At 48.5% G+C, this 15,190-nt stretch carries 15 protein-coding genes and 3 pseudogenes; 16 read left to right on the top strand and 2 right to left on the bottom strand.

Annotation, left to right across the window (positions count from 1 at the left end; all coding sequences use genetic code 11):
• Positions 1-2: 2 nt before the first annotated feature.
• Both FBF29_04025 and FBF29_04020 read right to left on the bottom strand, forming a co-directional pair.
• A complete protein-coding gene (locus FBF29_04025) occupies positions 3-206 on the bottom strand; it encodes a hypothetical protein (protein ID QJU07833.1) in 204 nt (67 codons plus the stop codon).
• A 41-nt stretch (positions 207-247) separates the two neighbouring features.
• Complete coding sequence (locus FBF29_04020; protein ID QJU07832.1) at positions 248-538, bottom strand: hypothetical protein; 291 nt, start codon at positions 536-538, stop codon at positions 248-250.
• Between the two features lie 64 nt (positions 539-602).
• Here FBF29_04020 and tilS point away from each other — a divergent pair, with 64 nt between their 5' ends.
• The 16 genes and pseudogenes from tilS (at position 603) to FBF29_03940 (ending at position 15,014) form a co-directional block, all read left to right on the top strand.
• Positions 603-1,448 carry a tRNA lysidine(34) synthetase TilS gene (tilS, locus tag FBF29_04015; protein QJU07831.1) on the top strand — a complete coding sequence of 282 codons (846 nt, stop codon included), beginning with the start codon at positions 603-605 and terminating at the stop codon, positions 1,446-1,448.
• A gap of 27 nt (positions 1,449-1,475) precedes the next feature.
• On the top strand, positions 1,476-3,344 hold the full coding sequence (hflB, locus tag FBF29_04010; GenBank protein ID QJU07830.1) for an ATP-dependent zinc metalloprotease FtsH: 1,869 nt from the start codon (positions 1,476-1,478) through the stop codon (positions 3,342-3,344).
• A 36-nt stretch (positions 3,345-3,380) separates the two neighbouring features.
• Positions 3,381-5,012 (top strand): murein biosynthesis integral membrane protein MurJ, encoded by a 1,632-nt coding sequence (gene murJ / locus FBF29_04005; GenBank protein QJU07966.1) that lies wholly within the window; start codon positions 3,381-3,383, stop codon positions 5,010-5,012.
• Positions 5,012-5,212: pseudogene (locus FBF29_04000) on the top strand (GTP-binding protein LepA). The gene murJ and the pseudogene FBF29_04000 overlap by 1 nt, the downstream one beginning before the upstream one ends.
• 240 nt (positions 5,213-5,452) lie before the next feature.
• Positions 5,453-6,085: pseudogene (locus tag FBF29_03995) on the top strand (GTP-binding protein).
• Positions 6,086-6,178: 93 nt separating this feature from the next.
• Positions 6,179-7,675, top strand: coding sequence for a hypothetical protein (locus tag FBF29_03990; protein ID QJU07829.1), 1,497 nt, complete (start codon positions 6,179-6,181; stop codon positions 7,673-7,675).
• A gap of 23 nt (positions 7,676-7,698) precedes the next feature.
• The gene (locus tag FBF29_03985; GenBank protein QJU07828.1) at positions 7,699-8,013 is read left to right on the top strand and encodes an RS21-C6 protein; all 315 of its coding nucleotides are present in this window, start codon (positions 7,699-7,701) and stop codon (positions 8,011-8,013) included.
• A 117-nt stretch (positions 8,014-8,130) separates the two neighbouring features.
• Positions 8,131-8,559, top strand: a complete 429-nt coding sequence (locus tag FBF29_03980) for a hypothetical protein (GenBank protein QJU07827.1) — start codon at positions 8,131-8,133, stop codon at positions 8,557-8,559.
• Between the two features lie 110 nt (positions 8,560-8,669).
• Positions 8,670-8,945: pseudogene (locus FBF29_03975) on the top strand (GTP-binding protein LepA).
• A gap of 67 nt (positions 8,946-9,012) precedes the next feature.
• On the top strand, positions 9,013-9,693 hold the full coding sequence (locus tag FBF29_03970) for a YdcF family protein (protein ID QJU07826.1): 681 nt from the start codon (positions 9,013-9,015) through the stop codon (positions 9,691-9,693).
• A gap of 611 nt (positions 9,694-10,304) precedes the next feature.
• Positions 10,305-11,213 carry a hypothetical protein gene (locus FBF29_03965; protein QJU07825.1) on the top strand — a complete coding sequence of 303 codons (909 nt, stop codon included), beginning with the start codon at positions 10,305-10,307 and terminating at the stop codon, positions 11,211-11,213.
• 485 nt (positions 11,214-11,698) lie between these two features.
• Positions 11,699-12,295: a hypothetical protein gene (locus tag FBF29_03960; GenBank protein QJU07824.1), complete on the top strand. Its 597-nt coding sequence runs from the start codon at positions 11,699-11,701 to the stop codon at positions 12,293-12,295.
• A 166-nt stretch (positions 12,296-12,461) separates the two neighbouring features.
• Complete coding sequence (locus tag FBF29_03955; protein ID QJU07823.1) at positions 12,462-12,971, top strand: hypothetical protein; 510 nt, start codon at positions 12,462-12,464, stop codon at positions 12,969-12,971.
• A 27-nt stretch (positions 12,972-12,998) separates the two neighbouring features.
• Positions 12,999-13,958, top strand: a complete 960-nt coding sequence (locus FBF29_03950; GenBank protein ID QJU07822.1) for a GTP-binding protein LepA — start codon at positions 12,999-13,001, stop codon at positions 13,956-13,958.
• Positions 13,958-14,560: a hypothetical protein gene (locus tag FBF29_03945; GenBank protein ID QJU07821.1), complete on the top strand. Its 603-nt coding sequence runs from the start codon at positions 13,958-13,960 to the stop codon at positions 14,558-14,560. Before FBF29_03950 ends, FBF29_03945 begins: the two co-directional genes overlap by 1 nt.
• Complete coding sequence (locus tag FBF29_03940; GenBank protein ID QJU07820.1) at positions 14,547-15,014, top strand: hypothetical protein; 468 nt, start codon at positions 14,547-14,549, stop codon at positions 15,012-15,014. The genes FBF29_03945 and FBF29_03940 overlap by 14 nt, the downstream gene beginning before the upstream one ends.
• Positions 15,015-15,190 lie beyond the last annotated feature (176 nt).

Raw genomic sequence — 15,190 nt, 5'->3', positions numbered from 1 at the left:
TTTTACCATTGCCACATGTTTTGTTGATAGCCATTACTTGTCTTTGTCATGACAACAGGCTGATTGCCGCCACTTGTTACCCGATATTTATCGACTTCTCCAATTTCTTCTAGAAGCGATATGGCTGTATGGCCAGATTCAATTGGGTACATGCTGCCCTGTTCGGCAGCAGCTTGCATTTTATCGTACTCAAGCCCTATTGACATCCAACGAGCCTCAGACTCTTCCCTTAGTTTACTTAACAGGGTTACCATGCGGTGAAAGCGTCGATCTGAAAAATCTTTCTCAGCAGAAGTACCAATCGTTGTAATCCTGCCCCCCCAACGAGACACCCGGCACCAATCTGTTTCATATGAGTTAAGAGAAACGCTCCATCTGCTTCGGCGATCTTTTTGTCGAGCGCATCATTTCCACGGTAGCTGTCACCATAAGCACTGCTAAAAAGTGTGTACAGCGCAAACCTTCCAAGCGCATTATCAAGCTCGGAGTTATTTATATGTTCAAGCTTGTAGTCATGACTATCGGGTTGTATAGACATGAACATATAATATTATATAATTTAATATTATACAATAGACTATAGGCTGTGTCATAATATCCTCATGAAGCGACTGATTGCGGTATCGGGTGGGGTGGACAGCGTGGTACTCCTCGACAGCGTATTGCGGCATGGGCAGGACGAGGTAGTGGTGGCTCACTTTGATCATGGAATTCGGGCAGAATCGGCGGCTGATGCGCGGTTCGTGGTGGGGCTCGCGAGCCGGTATAATGTGCCATATGTTACCAGGCGTGAAGAATTGGGCGCGGCAGCCAGTGAGGATACGGCGCGCCAGCGGCGGTATCAATTTCTCTTTAATGCGGCGGCACGCTGGGGCGGGCGCGTGACGACGGCCCATCACCAGGATGACGTGATTGAGACGATAGCACTCAATCTGCGGCGTGGTACGCGCTGGCGGGGCTTGGCGGCTATGGGCGATCAGCGGATTGAGCGGCCGCTATCGGAATGGACAAAGCAAGACATATATGATTATGCACTGCGCCACCGGCTGGAGTGGGTGGAGGACGCGACGAATCAGTCAAATGCTTATCTGCGTAATCAGCTGCGTCGGCAGCTTCATATGAAATTGACTGATCAGCAGCGGGCGGCGCTTGGTCAGTTATGGCACCAGCAGCGGCAGTTATGCCGAGAGATTGACCAAGAGACGCTGCGGTTGTCGCCACGCCTCAGCAGTCGTTATTTTTGGGCGCATATCCCAATTGAGCCGGCGCGCGAGCTGCTCCACCGAGAAGTGCAGCGACTGACTGGCGTGTCGCTGCTCTCAGCACAGCTGGATCGACTGTTGATCGCCATCAAAACTGGCCGAGCAGGAACGGTGTGGCAGCCAACCGCCAGCGTGCGGGTGAAATTATCCGTAAAAAGTGTTACAATAAAACGAGTGACTCGCTAGGACGAAAGAGAAAGGATTATGTGACGTATGGCAGGAAAGACGCCAAAGAATACTAAGAAAGGGGTCGGGCAGGTTGCTCGGCTGGGACTGTTTTGGGCAATCATTGTTTTTCTTGGGCTGGCAGTGTACGCGGCGCTGTCACCAAATAGCAACTTGAAGAATGTGGCATTGACCGATGTAGTGCGACGGGCAAATGCCGGGGAAATTGCCAAGATTGATATTCAGGGCAATGATCTGAAAATTACTCCCAAAGGCCAAAAACAGCCGACCGAGAAATCAGTCAAGGAATCCGGTAGTACGATTTATGAGCAAGGTTTGAACAAGGACGCCAAGGTCGAAATTAACGTTCTGCCGCCATCGCAAACCGGTGAGGTGCTGTGGAACCTGACAGTGATGATCGTACCGGTGGTGATCATCGTGATCTTCTTCATGTTCATGATGCGCCAGGCGCAGGGGCAGAATAACCAAGCGATGGGCTTTGGCAAATCAAAGGCGCGGCTGTACGGCGAGGACAAAGAGAAGGTGCTGTTTGAGGATATCGCCGGCAATGATAATGCCAAGCAGGACCTGCAAGAAGTCGTCGATTTCTTAAAGCACCCGAAAAAATACAAGGAGCTGGGTGCTAAGATCCCGAAGGGCGTCTTGCTAGTCGGTAATCCGGGTACCGGTAAAACCATGCTGGCGCGGGCGGTGGCTGGCGAGGCGGGCGTGCCGTTCTTCTCAATTTCTGGCTCGGAGTTTGTCGAGATGTTTGTCGGTGTTGGTGCCAGCCGGGTGCGTGATCTCTTTTCAAAGGCCAAGAAAAATGCGCCGTGCATCATCTTTATCGACGAGATTGACGCGGTGGGCCGCAAGCGCGGCTCGGGTATGGGTGGCGGACACGATGAGCGCGAGCAGACCTTGAACCAGATTCTAGTGGAAATGGATGGCTTTGACGGCGACACTAATGTGATCGTGCTAGCGGCGACCAACCGAGCGGACGTGCTGGACCCAGCATTGCTGCGGCCGGGTCGGTTTGATCGGCGAGTGACAATTACCCTGCCGGAGCGCAAAGACCGCGAGGCGATTCTGAAAGTTCATTTCAAGAAAAAGCCAACCGACGAGACAGTTGACCTCGATAAATTGGCCGCCAAGACAGCTGGCTCATCGGGGGCGGATCTCGCTAATATCGCCAATGAAGCAGCAATTATCGCTGCACGCCGTAACAAGAAGAAAATTACCAACGAGGAGTTGACCGAGGCGTTCGAGCGGGTGGCTATCGGCCCAGAGCGCAAAGCCAAGGTGATGAATGACCACGAGAAGGAATTGACGGCGTATCATGAAGCTGGCCACGCCATTGTTGGTCACGTCTTGCCAGACTCCGACCCAGTTCACAAGGTGACGATTATTCCGCGCGGCGGCACTGGCGGTGTAACCTGGTTCCTACCGCCAGAGGATAAGAGCTACACCAACGTCTATGAGTTCAAGGATATCTTGGCTCGGGCCATGGGCGGCCGAATTGCCGAGCAGATTATCTACGGTGATGATGGTATCACCACCGGCGCTGGCTCAGACCTGCGTAAAGCCACCGAGATTGCCCGTGATATGATCATCGAGCAGGGTATGGGTAAGGGCCTACGCGACCAAGTATTTCACGAAGACAACGGCGGGCTGATGTTTGATAAGATGACCCGCGAGCGGCCGTACTCGGATGAGACTGCTAAACTGATCGATCAGGAAGTGTCGCAGCTGATCACCGAGGCCAAACAACGGGCGATGCTGGTGCTTAAAGCCAATCGTCCGTTCCTCGATAAATTGGCTGAGGCACTGCTCAAAGACGAAACCTTGGAGGAAGCGGCGGTGGACGAGATTCTTTCAGGAACGAAACTGCCAAAGGAAGCAAAATTGCACGCATAAATTGTTATGGGGCGTGTTCGTAACGTTGTCAATAAGATCAATCAGCGGCTGACGGTCAAGTTAGCCGCCACGATTTTGGCGAGCTCGATGTTGCTGTCGAGCCTGCTAGGGCTGCTGCGCGATCGCTTTTTGAATGCGGCGTATTTCCCGAACGAGAAGGCTCACTTGGCTGGCTATCCGGTCGGGCTGGATGCCTATACGGCAGCGTTCATGGTGCCGGATTTTATGTTTGCGATTCTAGTGTCGGGGGCGCTGAGCGTCACTTTCATCCCGGTGTTTAATGAACGATGGATCAAGGGCAACAAGCAGTCAGCCTGGCAAATTAGCTCGAGCATGATTAATTTGATGGCATTGGTGACGCTGGTAACGAGTGTTCTAATCATCATTTTTGCTGATCCGCTGATGAAATATCTGATCGCGCCAGGGCTGAGCGAGGCTGGTCACGCATTGGCAGTCAGTATGATGCGAGTGATCGCGGTAAATCCGCTGATCTTTGCGGTGGCAGCGGTGATCGCTAGTATCCAGCAAGCGGTCGGTCGCTTCACCTTCTATGCGCTGGCGCCGATGCTGTACAATGTCGGGATTATCATCGGTACGCTATGGTTTACCAATGGCATTAATCTGTTCGGTTGGCAGATCTTTGATGGTGGCATTATGGGCGTGGCGCTCGGCGTGGTGCTCGGGTCGGTGCTGCAGCTCATCGTCAGTGCGGTTGGATTGATCGGCCTCGGTTTTGATTATGATTTCAAGATTTATTGGCGTAATCACGGCTTCCGCAAAGTTTTGTCGCTGCTACCAGCCCGCTCGATTGATCAGGGGATGGATTATGTGGTTAGTCTGGCCGAAGTCAACTTGGCGTCGCGGATGGGGGACGGTGTCATTCGTCGTTATAATCAAGCCTTGACGCTACACATGATGCCGATCAACCTCATTGGTGTCGCTATTTCCAACGCTGCCTTTCCGCAGCTAACTGAACGCCTTGCCTCAGAGCGGCCGGATCTATTTCGCAGAGACTTGCGGTCATTTCTCAGGACGGTGATCTGGATGATTATCCCGATTTGTGTGGTGACATTTTTCGCCCGTGGCTACGTGGTGCACTTTATCAATAATAATGGCGATCCGGTCATGGCGAACATTCTCGGCTGTTTGGTAATGGCGATTTTATTCAGGACGGTATACCACATGGTGGCGCGCGGATTTTATGCGCAGCAGGACACCAAGACGCCGATGTATGTGTCGATTTTTGCGATTGTGCTGAATGTGGCGCTGGCGGTGATACTTGGCTACTACGTGAAACTTGGCCCGTATGGTCTGGCGTGGGCACAGTCGGTCGTGGCCTTTGTCGAGGTGGTGATTTTGTGCGTCATTTTAGGGCGGCGCATGCCACAGCTGTTTGATGCGACGTTTGTCAAAGCGGTCGCCAAGATGGCGTTAGCCGCGGTGCCGCTAGCGGTGGCGTGCTACGTCAGCGTGTTGGTAATTCCGTTCCGGGCGTCGGATGACAGCTTTTTAGGGGCGCTGCCCAAGTTTGGGGCGATCACGATTTTCAATTTTGTCGTGTACGGTGCATTGTCCAAGTGGTTAAAGCTGCCAGAAATCGACCCGGTCTTGGCACGAATTAAACGGCTGCTGTTTTCGCGATTTGATATGAGCAAGTTGAGGCGCTGATGAAACCGCTGACTAGTATTCGCAATTTTTGCATCATCGCCCACATCGACCACGGCAAGTCGACGCTGGCGGACCGGATGATGGAGATGACGGGGACGGTGGAGAAGCGCGAGATGAAATCGCAGCTGCTGGATAGTATGGATTTGGAGCGCGAGAAAGGGATTACTATTAAGTTGGCGCCGGTGCGGATGAAATATGAATATCAGGAGGTGAAAGTGAGTGGCACATCACCGCTCCCATCGTCGAAGACTCTTGCAGCGTCTTCACGTCGGTCGCTAGACGCGGGTCCTGCCAGTCGATCCGCCCCTTCTTCTGAAAAATCAGAGATTTCTTCAGAAGCGGGCGCTACCCCATCGACTACTATCCGCTTAGCGCAGTCTGATTCTCGGGCTTGTGCAGATGTTGGCGTGAATGGGCTGGTTCAGTCAACTGTCTACGACCTCAATCTCATCGACACACCTGGCCATGTCGATTTTAGCTACGAAGTTAGTCGCTCGTTGCAAGCCTGCGAGGGTGCAGTGTTGGTGGTTGACGCCAGCCAGGGCATTCAGGCGCAGACGCTGGCGAATGTGTATCTGGCGATGGAGCAGGACCTCACGATTATCCCGGTGCTCAACAAGGTTGATTTACCCGCCGCTGATGTACCGCGCGTATCCAAGCAGGTGATCAATTTGCTGGGCTGCGATGAAAGCGAAATTATTCACATCTCAGCCAAAACTGGCCAGAATGTTGATCAGGTTTTGGAGGCAATTGTTGAGCGAATTCCAGCACCGACTGGTCAGCCAGATGACCCGACGCGGGCGCTGATTTTTGACAGTTATTATGATGATTACCGCGGGGTGATTTTGTACGTCCGAGTGGTTGACGGCCAGATTAAAAAGGGTGAAGCGATTCACATGATGGCAACTGGCGCCAATGGTTTGGCACTAGAAGTCGGCCATCTCAGTCCTAGCATGATCCCCGACCCATCGCTTGATACCGGTGAAATCGGCTACATCGTCACTAACCTGAAGACTACGCGCGAGGCGCGGGTGGGTGATACGGTAACCTTAAGTAAATACTGTAATCTGTAATTGATGATGAATAAATTTCCGTCAATAAAATTTACTAAATAGGTAAATAGCTAGTGTTTGATTGTAAAGATAAAACATGCTAGTATACTCGATATGAAAGAATCAAAGGAGATTTTTCTGGTGTCAGCAGAATTGCCTGGTTGCGGCAGCAGTACTATGACCCGCGCTATAGCAGAAGGGTGTCGCGGCGTAGATGGGGGGGGTGAGGTGTATGTTGTCAATATTGGTCAATCTATTCGACAGACACTTGGTGTAGAGACAGAAGAGCAGCTTAAAGAGAAATTAAGTCAGGTTAAGGACCCTGAGGCCTTTGATGCTCAGTTTTATCAAAATCTCCCAGAAGACAGGACTTGTGTCATTGATGGTAAGCTAGCAACTATAGCTGGACTTAGGTATATAGAACCTACCGATAGAGAGATAGTTACTGTAGACCTGACAAGTCACCCGCTGATTAGCGCTAAAAGGATAACTCAACGTGAGACCGGGCAATCTTTTCCTGAGACGGTATTGAACCGTGATAGTTTAAGAGGCCTATTAGCTCGATATGTGCTTATACAAGAAAGAGCAACTCATGATTCTGTAATGCGTTCACGGATGGAGAGTAGAGACCAAGGTCGGCGGCCTAATCGAACTCATAAAATTAATTCAGGAGAATTATCTTATCATGAGGCTGTAGGTCTTGTTGTGTCTGGCGAGAACGATAAGCAAGGTGTGCCAGACTGGGAACTGGAGGCTCTTTGGAAAACTGTGCGAGACCTGCAAATCGCTAGAGACACATTGGGGAGTAAGGTTCATCCAGCAGATGATAACCATTTTAGATATAACTTTGAGAGCATAAAGTATAAGATAGATAGACTTAGTATTATGGTGGCTGATACCGCAATCTCGTCTATCCGGCATGATATAAAAGATACTGTCATCGACGGATGGTCGAGCTTGATGATGAAACATACTCCAAGATTTTTTATTGATCATGGTGGCAATTTATCTGTAGACAATAGGTCTCAGCGATGGACTCCAGAACACTATAAAATAGCCGAAGCTTGGCCTATATTTAGCACTTTGCTAAAAGATAAAACTATCCTTGATCCTTTTGCTGGCGCAGGAACGTTGGTTAATTTACTAGCTTCACGAGAGATCCCTAAAGAGGTGTATACGACTGACTTGTCTTATGAAGACGGTAGAGAGCTAGAGGGGCTAGGCAAGTTTTATGCTCCTAAATTAAATCGCAAAATGTGGGAATTATTGTTTGATGATTTACCATCTTGGTATAAGCCTAGTCGCTCTATTATTAAAGAACCCATAGCTAGTGACGTACGAATACTACCGTTTGAAGATAAGACTATAGATTATATTGTTACTGATCCTCCGTATGGTAAAAATTGTTCTGGCGGGTGCGATTTGTTGGTAGATTCAATAAATGAGATGAGACGGGTTACTCGGGAGGGTAGTATATTGCTAATTCCAACAGATTGGGTAGATAAATTGCAGACTGCGGGTATAGAGGTCAAGCAGTTAACCCTGGATGTTTCACGGGGGTCGTCTAGTTTAGCGACTTGCTATGTTTATATTCCATCAAGTGTAAGTTAATTAAGATTAAAGAAGGAGAAACCATGAATCCACAAACAATAAGCTTAACTGAATTACAAAAACACCTCGATCAAACGTGTAAAGAAAAAGGATGGGATAAAAATTCTGTTACCGAAGTATTCTTATTGTTTACCGAGGAAGTTGGTGAGTTGGCGAAAGCAATTCGCAAAGAGACGGGATTTAAGGGTGAGAAAAAGCCTGACAATCACGACAATCTGCGCGAGGAGTTTGCGGACGTGTTGAATTATTTGATGGAATTGGCAAATCGGTTTGACGTCAATTTGGCGGAAGTGTATTTTGAGAAGCACAAGATCAACCAGACGCGGCAGTGGAAATAATATATACTATTATTGAAAGGTGCAGATGTAATAAAATGCACGAAATAGGTATTGATATATCTGTTGTTGGCAATTATGAGTAACTTCAAAAACTTTACAGAGAAAATTAGATGCCGCGTGATTCCGATAACACGCGACCGCCGCGTGTGGCTGGACGAAAAAGTTGTCGACGATGATTCGTATTGTATGTTTATGAATGGACGATCATACGAACTCGGTGAAGAATATGATGACTTTTTGTATGTCACTGCTGATAACTTTGCCGAGCTAGCAGATGTTATCCTCCGCGAGTTGTACGCGCGTGGATTTTCGTCGTCAGATTACAAATTAATCAACGAAAATCGTGTCCATCTGGACTATAGTTTTATAAGCGATGACACGCCTTGGATCGTCTGGCGCAATGTCGATGCGATAGTTACGGGCGACGTTACCGATGAAAACGATCATCGCCGCGACAAAACTAAACGCGGTCGGTGGATGAGCTACGCTGAATTGGTCCAGACTATTGGCAGGAATCAAGCTCATAAGATTTTTGAGCAGTTATAAATTAGACCGCAGTATGTAAGGAATAATTCGCCGAGAATAAGTGAGTGTGCAAGAAGCGATTTACTGTGCGTTTATACAAAAACACTGAGCTGATATAATAACACATAGTTATGACTGAAAATATCGCCATCCAGCCCCTCCCCGGCTACAAAGAAGTCAAACCCTTCGTCTACGCGGGCTTTTTCCCGGTTTCCAACGAAGATTATAATGATCTCAAGGAGGCAATCGAGAAGTTGAGCCTGAGCGATTCGGCGCTGCAGTTTGAGCCGGAAAATTCGCCAGTGCTGGGTTATGGCGTGCGGATTGGCTTCCTTGGCTTACTTCACATGGATATCATTCGTGAGCGGCTGGAGCGCGAGTATAATCTGGATCTGCTCGTCACTAACTTGAAAACCACGCGCGAAGCACGGGTGGGTGATACAGTGACACTGAAAAAGTCTCGAGAGCGTATACATGCCGCGTAGCCAGCTAGCTCTCACTGATCAAGACTGGCACCATCTTCACGTGCTGTGGGAATATCTTTGCGTTGAGAGTCGGCTACCGGCGCGGGCGGATGCTATCGTGATCGGTGGCGCGGGATCTATGATTGATAGCGCTGAGCGAGCGGCCGAGCTATATCATGCGGGAGTGAGTCAACGGATCGTGGTGTCAGGATTTGCTAATCCCTATCATGGGGCAACAGAAACCGAAGCAACGCTGCTGGGGCGACAGCTCCAATGTTTGGCGGTGCCGAACTCGGCAATCCTGTTTGAACACCACGCTGCTAATACCGGCGAAAATATCACTCGTTCGGCTCAGTTGCTGGCGGGGGCGGCAATCCAGGCTAAGGATATCATTTTAATCCATAAACCGTATATGACGCGTCGATTTTTGGCAACTGCCGAGGCTCAGTGGCCGTATCCGCGGCCGCGACTGTATGTAACTAGTCAGCCGACAACAGTAGAAGCATATTATCGCCTATACGAGGCAACTTATGGCAGTGCCGCCATGATGCTGACGTTGATGCTGGGTGATTATGAGCGGATAAAGACCTATCCTACCAAGGGATTTTCGACGCCTCAGCCGTTATCTCCCTCGGCGGACACGGCTTGGCAGGCGCTCGTGGCGCGTGGTTTTTTGCCGAAGGCGCAGTAGATCAGGCGCCTAAGATAGTAGAATAAACTATGATTATGGCGCATGGAGCAGCTCGATAGTACTAAGCGTAAGTATGATGACGAGATTGTCTTTCTCAAAGATAAAACAATCGGAGCAAAAAATGTTGGCGAGCGTGAAGTTGAACATGGTGAGCAGGGGTGATTTTTGTCGCTGCTGGTACGAAAAATATTTGAGGATAAAAATCAGTTAATGATAGCGGCGCGTATCAAGGCGCAGCTTACTTTTGTTTTGACGGCAAGGAGTTGAAGGATTTGCTGGATGCAGTACTGTAGAAGTGATGTAGCTTTTATAACCGAGGAGTAAACCATGAATCCACAAACAATTGGCCTAACTGAATTGCAAAAGCACCCCGCGGATACGTGTCGCGAAAAGGGCTGGGATAAAGTTTGGTCAACGTGGTGGAAGCATATTTCGAGAAGTACACGATCAAGAGAGTGTGCCAGCGGGATAAGTCTTCCGTACCAGCTGACTTGACTAGCAGGTAGTTTATTTGACAAAAAGTAAGCGCTATGCTATAATTTGATTTACTATGATGCTGGCAGGTTTTTGTATGAGCTTTCTCAGTTTTAAGATCCAGAAGGATTGGCGGCGTGTCATCTAGCGAGGCGCTTGTTCTGCCAGAAAGAATGGCGCAATATGTTGATGCTGGTCGATTGCGCGATAACTTTCATAATCATCCGGAGAGTCAGAGAGATTTATCAGGGGGCCAGCAGCTAGCTGTTCAGGAGATACGAGCATGTCTTGAGCAATTGCCACTTTTTCACTATACTGACTCAGGTGATTTCCCTGGGCGGTTCATGGAGAGGGGGATACTGCCAAGTAGTCGGTTATCAGGCTGTAGAACTAATACATACGGGCTTGATCGCCATTTTGGTCTTGACCAGTTCGTATTTTCGAGCCTTTATCTGAGAAATGCCTATCACTATGGCGCAAAAATGTTATCTATAGATCCACAGCTAAAAATAATAGACACCATGCTCGTCACGCCTCATGACTTAAACGATACGGTGCATACTGCCAAAACCGACCCGAATAACCTTAGTAAAGAAGATTGTAGAAAAATTGACGCGTATTTCGACTCGATGATGTTTGGGGCGGATTGGCTCGATATCCTTGCTCGTCAAGCGCTGGATTTATTTGTAGAGAAGATGCGGACATCTAGAGATGAGGTGGAAGAGGGCGTGGAAATGGCTCTTCTGCCACTAGGTTTTGATTTGTGCTATGGAGAGTGGAAGCACTATGGAGCAATTGATCCAGGAAATATTGTTGATACATATGATTGCTCTCGTGATATATTGGAAAATCCATGTGCCGACGATGATGTCATAAGCATGGCATGGCTGCCGCATGGTTTGGTGCTCAGTAAGTACCGTCTACTAGATGATGGAGCTGTGATGAGTACGTGGCATGATGTGCTTTCAAGCCACGATGTTGAAGGCGTAGACGTCAAGGCTCTGCGTCAGTTTTGGAAGCGTATTGGCGAGCTGGCGCTTTCATAAGTAATTTGTCAGTGAACCAATGTAAGCTATGGCGTGGCCTGATCGCTGAAAAGAGAGTTTTAAAGCTTGCGGCCAACCAAGCCTTGCTTGACAATAATAGCTTATGTTTTGTGTAGTCGGTGCTGTCGTATAATATTAGAAAGAAGGTATATGAAAAAGGCAGGATTATTTATGGTAGGTATCGTGAGGGCTGCCGTGCTGTCTTTTGGAATGACAATGGTGAAGCCAAGTACGACACACACAAATCCAGTAAACTATAGCAGAATATACAGGTCACGGGGCCAGTGTAAGATAGCCAGGACAAAGATGAACCGGTATACGGCGGCGTTAAAATGTGTTTGGGTACAGATTGGGCCTCCAGACGTGACGTTTTGGACGCTCTACTTCCGTTCACCAATTGGGGATATGATATAAGCGCATGTGCCACTACTAAGCGTATGATCCTTGGCTTTCCCGACCTTGCTAAGAAGCTACATGTGTGAGATATGACCATGGCGAAGATAGTAGTAGAGCTTAAAGAAGTCAGTGCGCTATCTGATGGTTACTTTCGAGTCTACGAGTTCTATAGTCCGGAGCAGCAGGCAATGATTATGAGAAAAGCACAGGAGAATGGGTTATTTGCGCCTCCATCACCAGAGGGATATGTCATGATAAGTACGGCAACAAAGCGCCTTGGGGTGAGTTTGAAATTGGTGAGAGATGCCATAGATTCACTGAACCTACAGCGTGAAATCTATAGATTTGTCGCTGAAAGTGGTCAGGTGAGAATTCGTGAAGGCTTGTCACCGGAGCAAGTTGATAAGATAGGTAAGTATCTCAGAAGTGAAGGCTATACGAAGTCGGCTCCTGAAGGGTATCGAGTAAAAAAAGAGATCATGCGTGAGTTACATTGTAGCGCCCCTCGATTTGATAGGGTAGTTGATAGTTTAATAAGGAACGACCCCAATTTTGGACAGCCGTCACGATACCGTGCTAAGGGGAAAGGCGGTGGTATGAGTAAAGCGTTAGGCTATTTCTACAGCCCCGAGCAACAGGCGAAGATTGGTGCAATGCTTGAGAAAATTCGCCAGGGCGCTCAATGATAAGATTACTGAGTTATATCCGAATCAATCACTGTCCAGCCCAGTACTACCAGCACTAGTTGCTCAGTGAGTTTAACAAATGGCGAAGCACGTAATATCAAATCGATCACTGAACCACCAATAGTTATGATTGACAAATAAATAATATTATGATAAAATTAAGACCATGAGTCAACTGAATTTTAATCGCTTGAGAAATGATATAGGAGAGTCTGTTGTCTATGATGTAGTCCCAGATTCAGAGAGAGAGGGTTATAAGTATTGGCGTGGCTTGAGTTTGGCACGATTGGCGCTGGAGCTTTCACGGGGTAATCGCACCTTTCAGTTTGGTGCTGATGGCGTCCATTTCGCAGATTTTCATTTATATGCGTACAATGTAGCACGTGACATTGCTGCTGGTGCAAGCCCTTTGCAGACTCAACCAGAAGATTGTTCCGCCATTCAGCAGACTATCGGCGAACGGTTTACCAGTAAAACACCCCACCCAGCACTAGTCGTTGCATATGCGCGACCAAATGCTTACACAGTACCATCAGATAAGGGTGAGTGTCGTGGTGTTAAATTGTATGGTCGACTGACCGACTTAGATGAGTATTCCCAAGAGTTTATTCAAGATTATTTTGGTCTCAGTTCACTTGCATCAGAAGTAAGCGAGCGGCGGCATTATATCATCTAGCAATTGATGGTATAATAATCCAAGTAAATGTCTCATATTACCGTCCAGCCCCTCCCCGGCTACAAAGAAGTTAAACCCTTCGTCTACGCGGGCTTTTTTCCGGTGTCTAACGAAGATTATAATGACCTGAAAGAGGCTATTGAAAAGCTGAGTCTGAGCGATTCGGCGCTGCAGTTTGAGCCGGAGAATTCGCCAGTGCTGGGCTATGGTGTGCGGATTGGTTTCCTAGGTTTATTACACATGGACATCATTCGTGAGCGGCTGGAACGTGAGTATAATCTGGACCTCATCGTCACCAATCCGAGCACGGATTATCAGGTCAGTTTAACTAACGGCGAGGAGCTGGATATCAAGTCAGCCAGCGAATTGCCCGATCCAGCACAAATCACCGAGGTTCGTGAGCCGTGGATTGATGGCGAAATTGTGGTACCGCAGGACTACATCGGTGCAGTGATTCAGCTGATTGTCACCAAGCGTGGTCGGCAGAAAAACCTCAGCTACATCGATGAGCGGGCGCTGATTTCCTTTACGGCACCGCTGGCAAATCTGCTGACGGATTTTTATGATCAATTGAAGTCGGTGACCAGTGGCTACGGCTCGTTTAACTATGAGCTAGCGGGCTATCAGCCGGAGGATTTGGTGCGCGTTGATTTCTATGTGGCGGGCGAAATGGTCGATGCACTCAGTGTGATGTGCCACCGCTCGGAGGCGCCAGGCTTGGGCCGGGAGATCGTCAAAAAGCTCAAAGAGGTGGTGCCACGCCAGAGCTTTGAAGTGGCATTGCAGGCGGCGATTGGCGGCAAATTCATCGCTCGCGAAAACATCGGCGCCTACCGCAAAGACGTCACCGGCTATCTCTACGGCGGCGACGTCAGTCGTAAGAAGAAGCTCCTCGCCAAACAAGCCCGCGGCAAAAAACGTATGAAACGCTTCGGCAAGGTTGACATTCCGTCAGAAGCGTTTACAATAATGTTGAGGAGAGATTAGTGAGAGTAAAAGGATTTAAGCCGCAAGAATGGCTAATTGATAACCTGTATCAGGCCTCAACGTTGGCTAATAAGAATGAGCGCCCTTATGCTGATAGCAATATTTCAGTTGAGGAAGTTAAAATTAGTGGTCTCAGACCAACCCAATATTATGCAATCGGATCGGGGGTAGAGAATCAATGGTGGTTGCGTAGAGCAACTCTTGAAGCCGGTGAAGACACACTGCGGATGGAGAAAGGGGGAATCATCATAGATGAGAAAAAAGGGGCTGGAGTGATGCTTCCGCCTATCGTTGAAGAATATGAGCATGAGGGCCTACTGCTTGTTGATGGGATGCATCGGACAACATTGGCGAGCTGTTTAGGCATGAAGACCATCTTGGCTGTAGTAGTGAGAGACATTAATCCTAAATTTGCCGTTCTACAGCGTCAATTGCCAAACGAATGGAGCGAAGTGGTCATGTTTCCAACACTTGAAGCTTTAAAGCGTGCTCGCCAGAATGGTTTTGTTCATCGCAGAAAAGGCTATGCACCGAAGAAGAAAAATGTAGCATATCGTGATTTTTCATCTTTCACTGGCAGAGGTAAAGATGAACGAAAATAAGAAACCAATTATCTATCTTGATATGGACGGCGTGCTGGTGGACTTTACGTCGGCCTTGACGAAGGTTCCGCCTGAGATGCTTGAGAAGTTTGCGGGTGAGTATGACAATATTCCGGGTGTTTTTGCATTGATGGATCCGATGCCAGGTGCTCTTGAGGCGGTAGACGCTTTGAAAGAAAAGTATGATTTATACATCCTGTCGTCATCGCCATGGGAAAATCCGACGGCGCTAGGCGATAAGCTGGCGTGGGTGAAACAGTATTTTGGCGGCGATGGGCCGGAGAATATTTTCTTTCGTAAAGTTATTTTTTCGTCGGTCAAACAGCTGAGCCGCGGTGATATCTTGATCGATGATCGGACGGCCAGGGGTGCTGCTGAGTTTGTTGGCTGGCACATTCATTTCGGTACTCCGCAGTTTCCTGATTGGCAATCAGTACTGGACGAGTTGCTCTAGCAGCTCGGCGGCGCGCTGCTTGAAATCACCGAGCATAACCAGTATAATGGTGACAGAATCAATCAGAGGAAGGAGAGTCATATCGACCAGCTGACCGTAATCATTTTCGGTATCGACATCTCCCAAAGGATGGGGTGGCGCTGATGAAGTTGATGAAGCTATTCAAAAAAGCTCGG

The sequence above is a fragment of the Candidatus Saccharibacteria bacterium oral taxon 488 genome, assembly GCA_013099015.1.
Lineage (GTDB): Bacteria > Patescibacteriota > Saccharimonadia > Saccharimonadales > Saccharimonadaceae > Nanosynbacter.
The sequence above is the reverse complement of the archived record's forward strand: the minus strand, read 5'-3'. Positions and strand labels throughout refer to the sequence as shown.

Bases quoted from the DNA above. Each gene is read 5' to 3' on its own strand.
- FBF29_03960 (QJU07824.1), top strand. From the start codon at position 11,699: ATGACCATGGCGAAGATAGTAGTAGAGCTTAAAGAAGTCAGTGCGCTA.
- FBF29_03950 (QJU07822.1), top strand. From the start codon at position 12,999: ATGTCTCATATTACCGTCCAGCCCCTCCCCGGCTACAAAGAAGTTAAA.
- tilS (QJU07831.1), top strand. From the start codon at position 603: ATGAAGCGACTGATTGCGGTATCGGGTGGGGTGGACAGCGTGGTACTC.
- FBF29_03940 (QJU07820.1), top strand. From the start codon at position 14,547: ATGAACGAAAATAAGAAACCAATTATCTATCTTGATATGGACGGCGTG.
- FBF29_03985 (QJU07828.1), top strand. From the start codon at position 7,699: ATGAATCCACAAACAATAAGCTTAACTGAATTACAAAAACACCTCGAT.
- FBF29_04020 (QJU07832.1), bottom strand. From the start codon at position 538: ATGTCTATACAACCCGATAGTCATGACTACAAGCTTGAACATATAAAT.
- FBF29_03990 (QJU07829.1), top strand. From the start codon at position 6,179: ATGAAAGAATCAAAGGAGATTTTTCTGGTGTCAGCAGAATTGCCTGGT.
- FBF29_03970 (QJU07826.1), top strand. From the start codon at position 9,013: ATGCCGCGTAGCCAGCTAGCTCTCACTGATCAAGACTGGCACCATCTT.
- FBF29_04025 (QJU07833.1), bottom strand. From the start codon at position 206: ATGTCAATAGGGCTTGAGTACGATAAAATGCAAGCTGCTGCCGAACAG.
- hflB (QJU07830.1), top strand. From the start codon at position 1,476: ATGGCAGGAAAGACGCCAAAGAATACTAAGAAAGGGGTCGGGCAGGTT.
- FBF29_03955 (QJU07823.1), top strand. From the start codon at position 12,462: ATGAGTCAACTGAATTTTAATCGCTTGAGAAATGATATAGGAGAGTCT.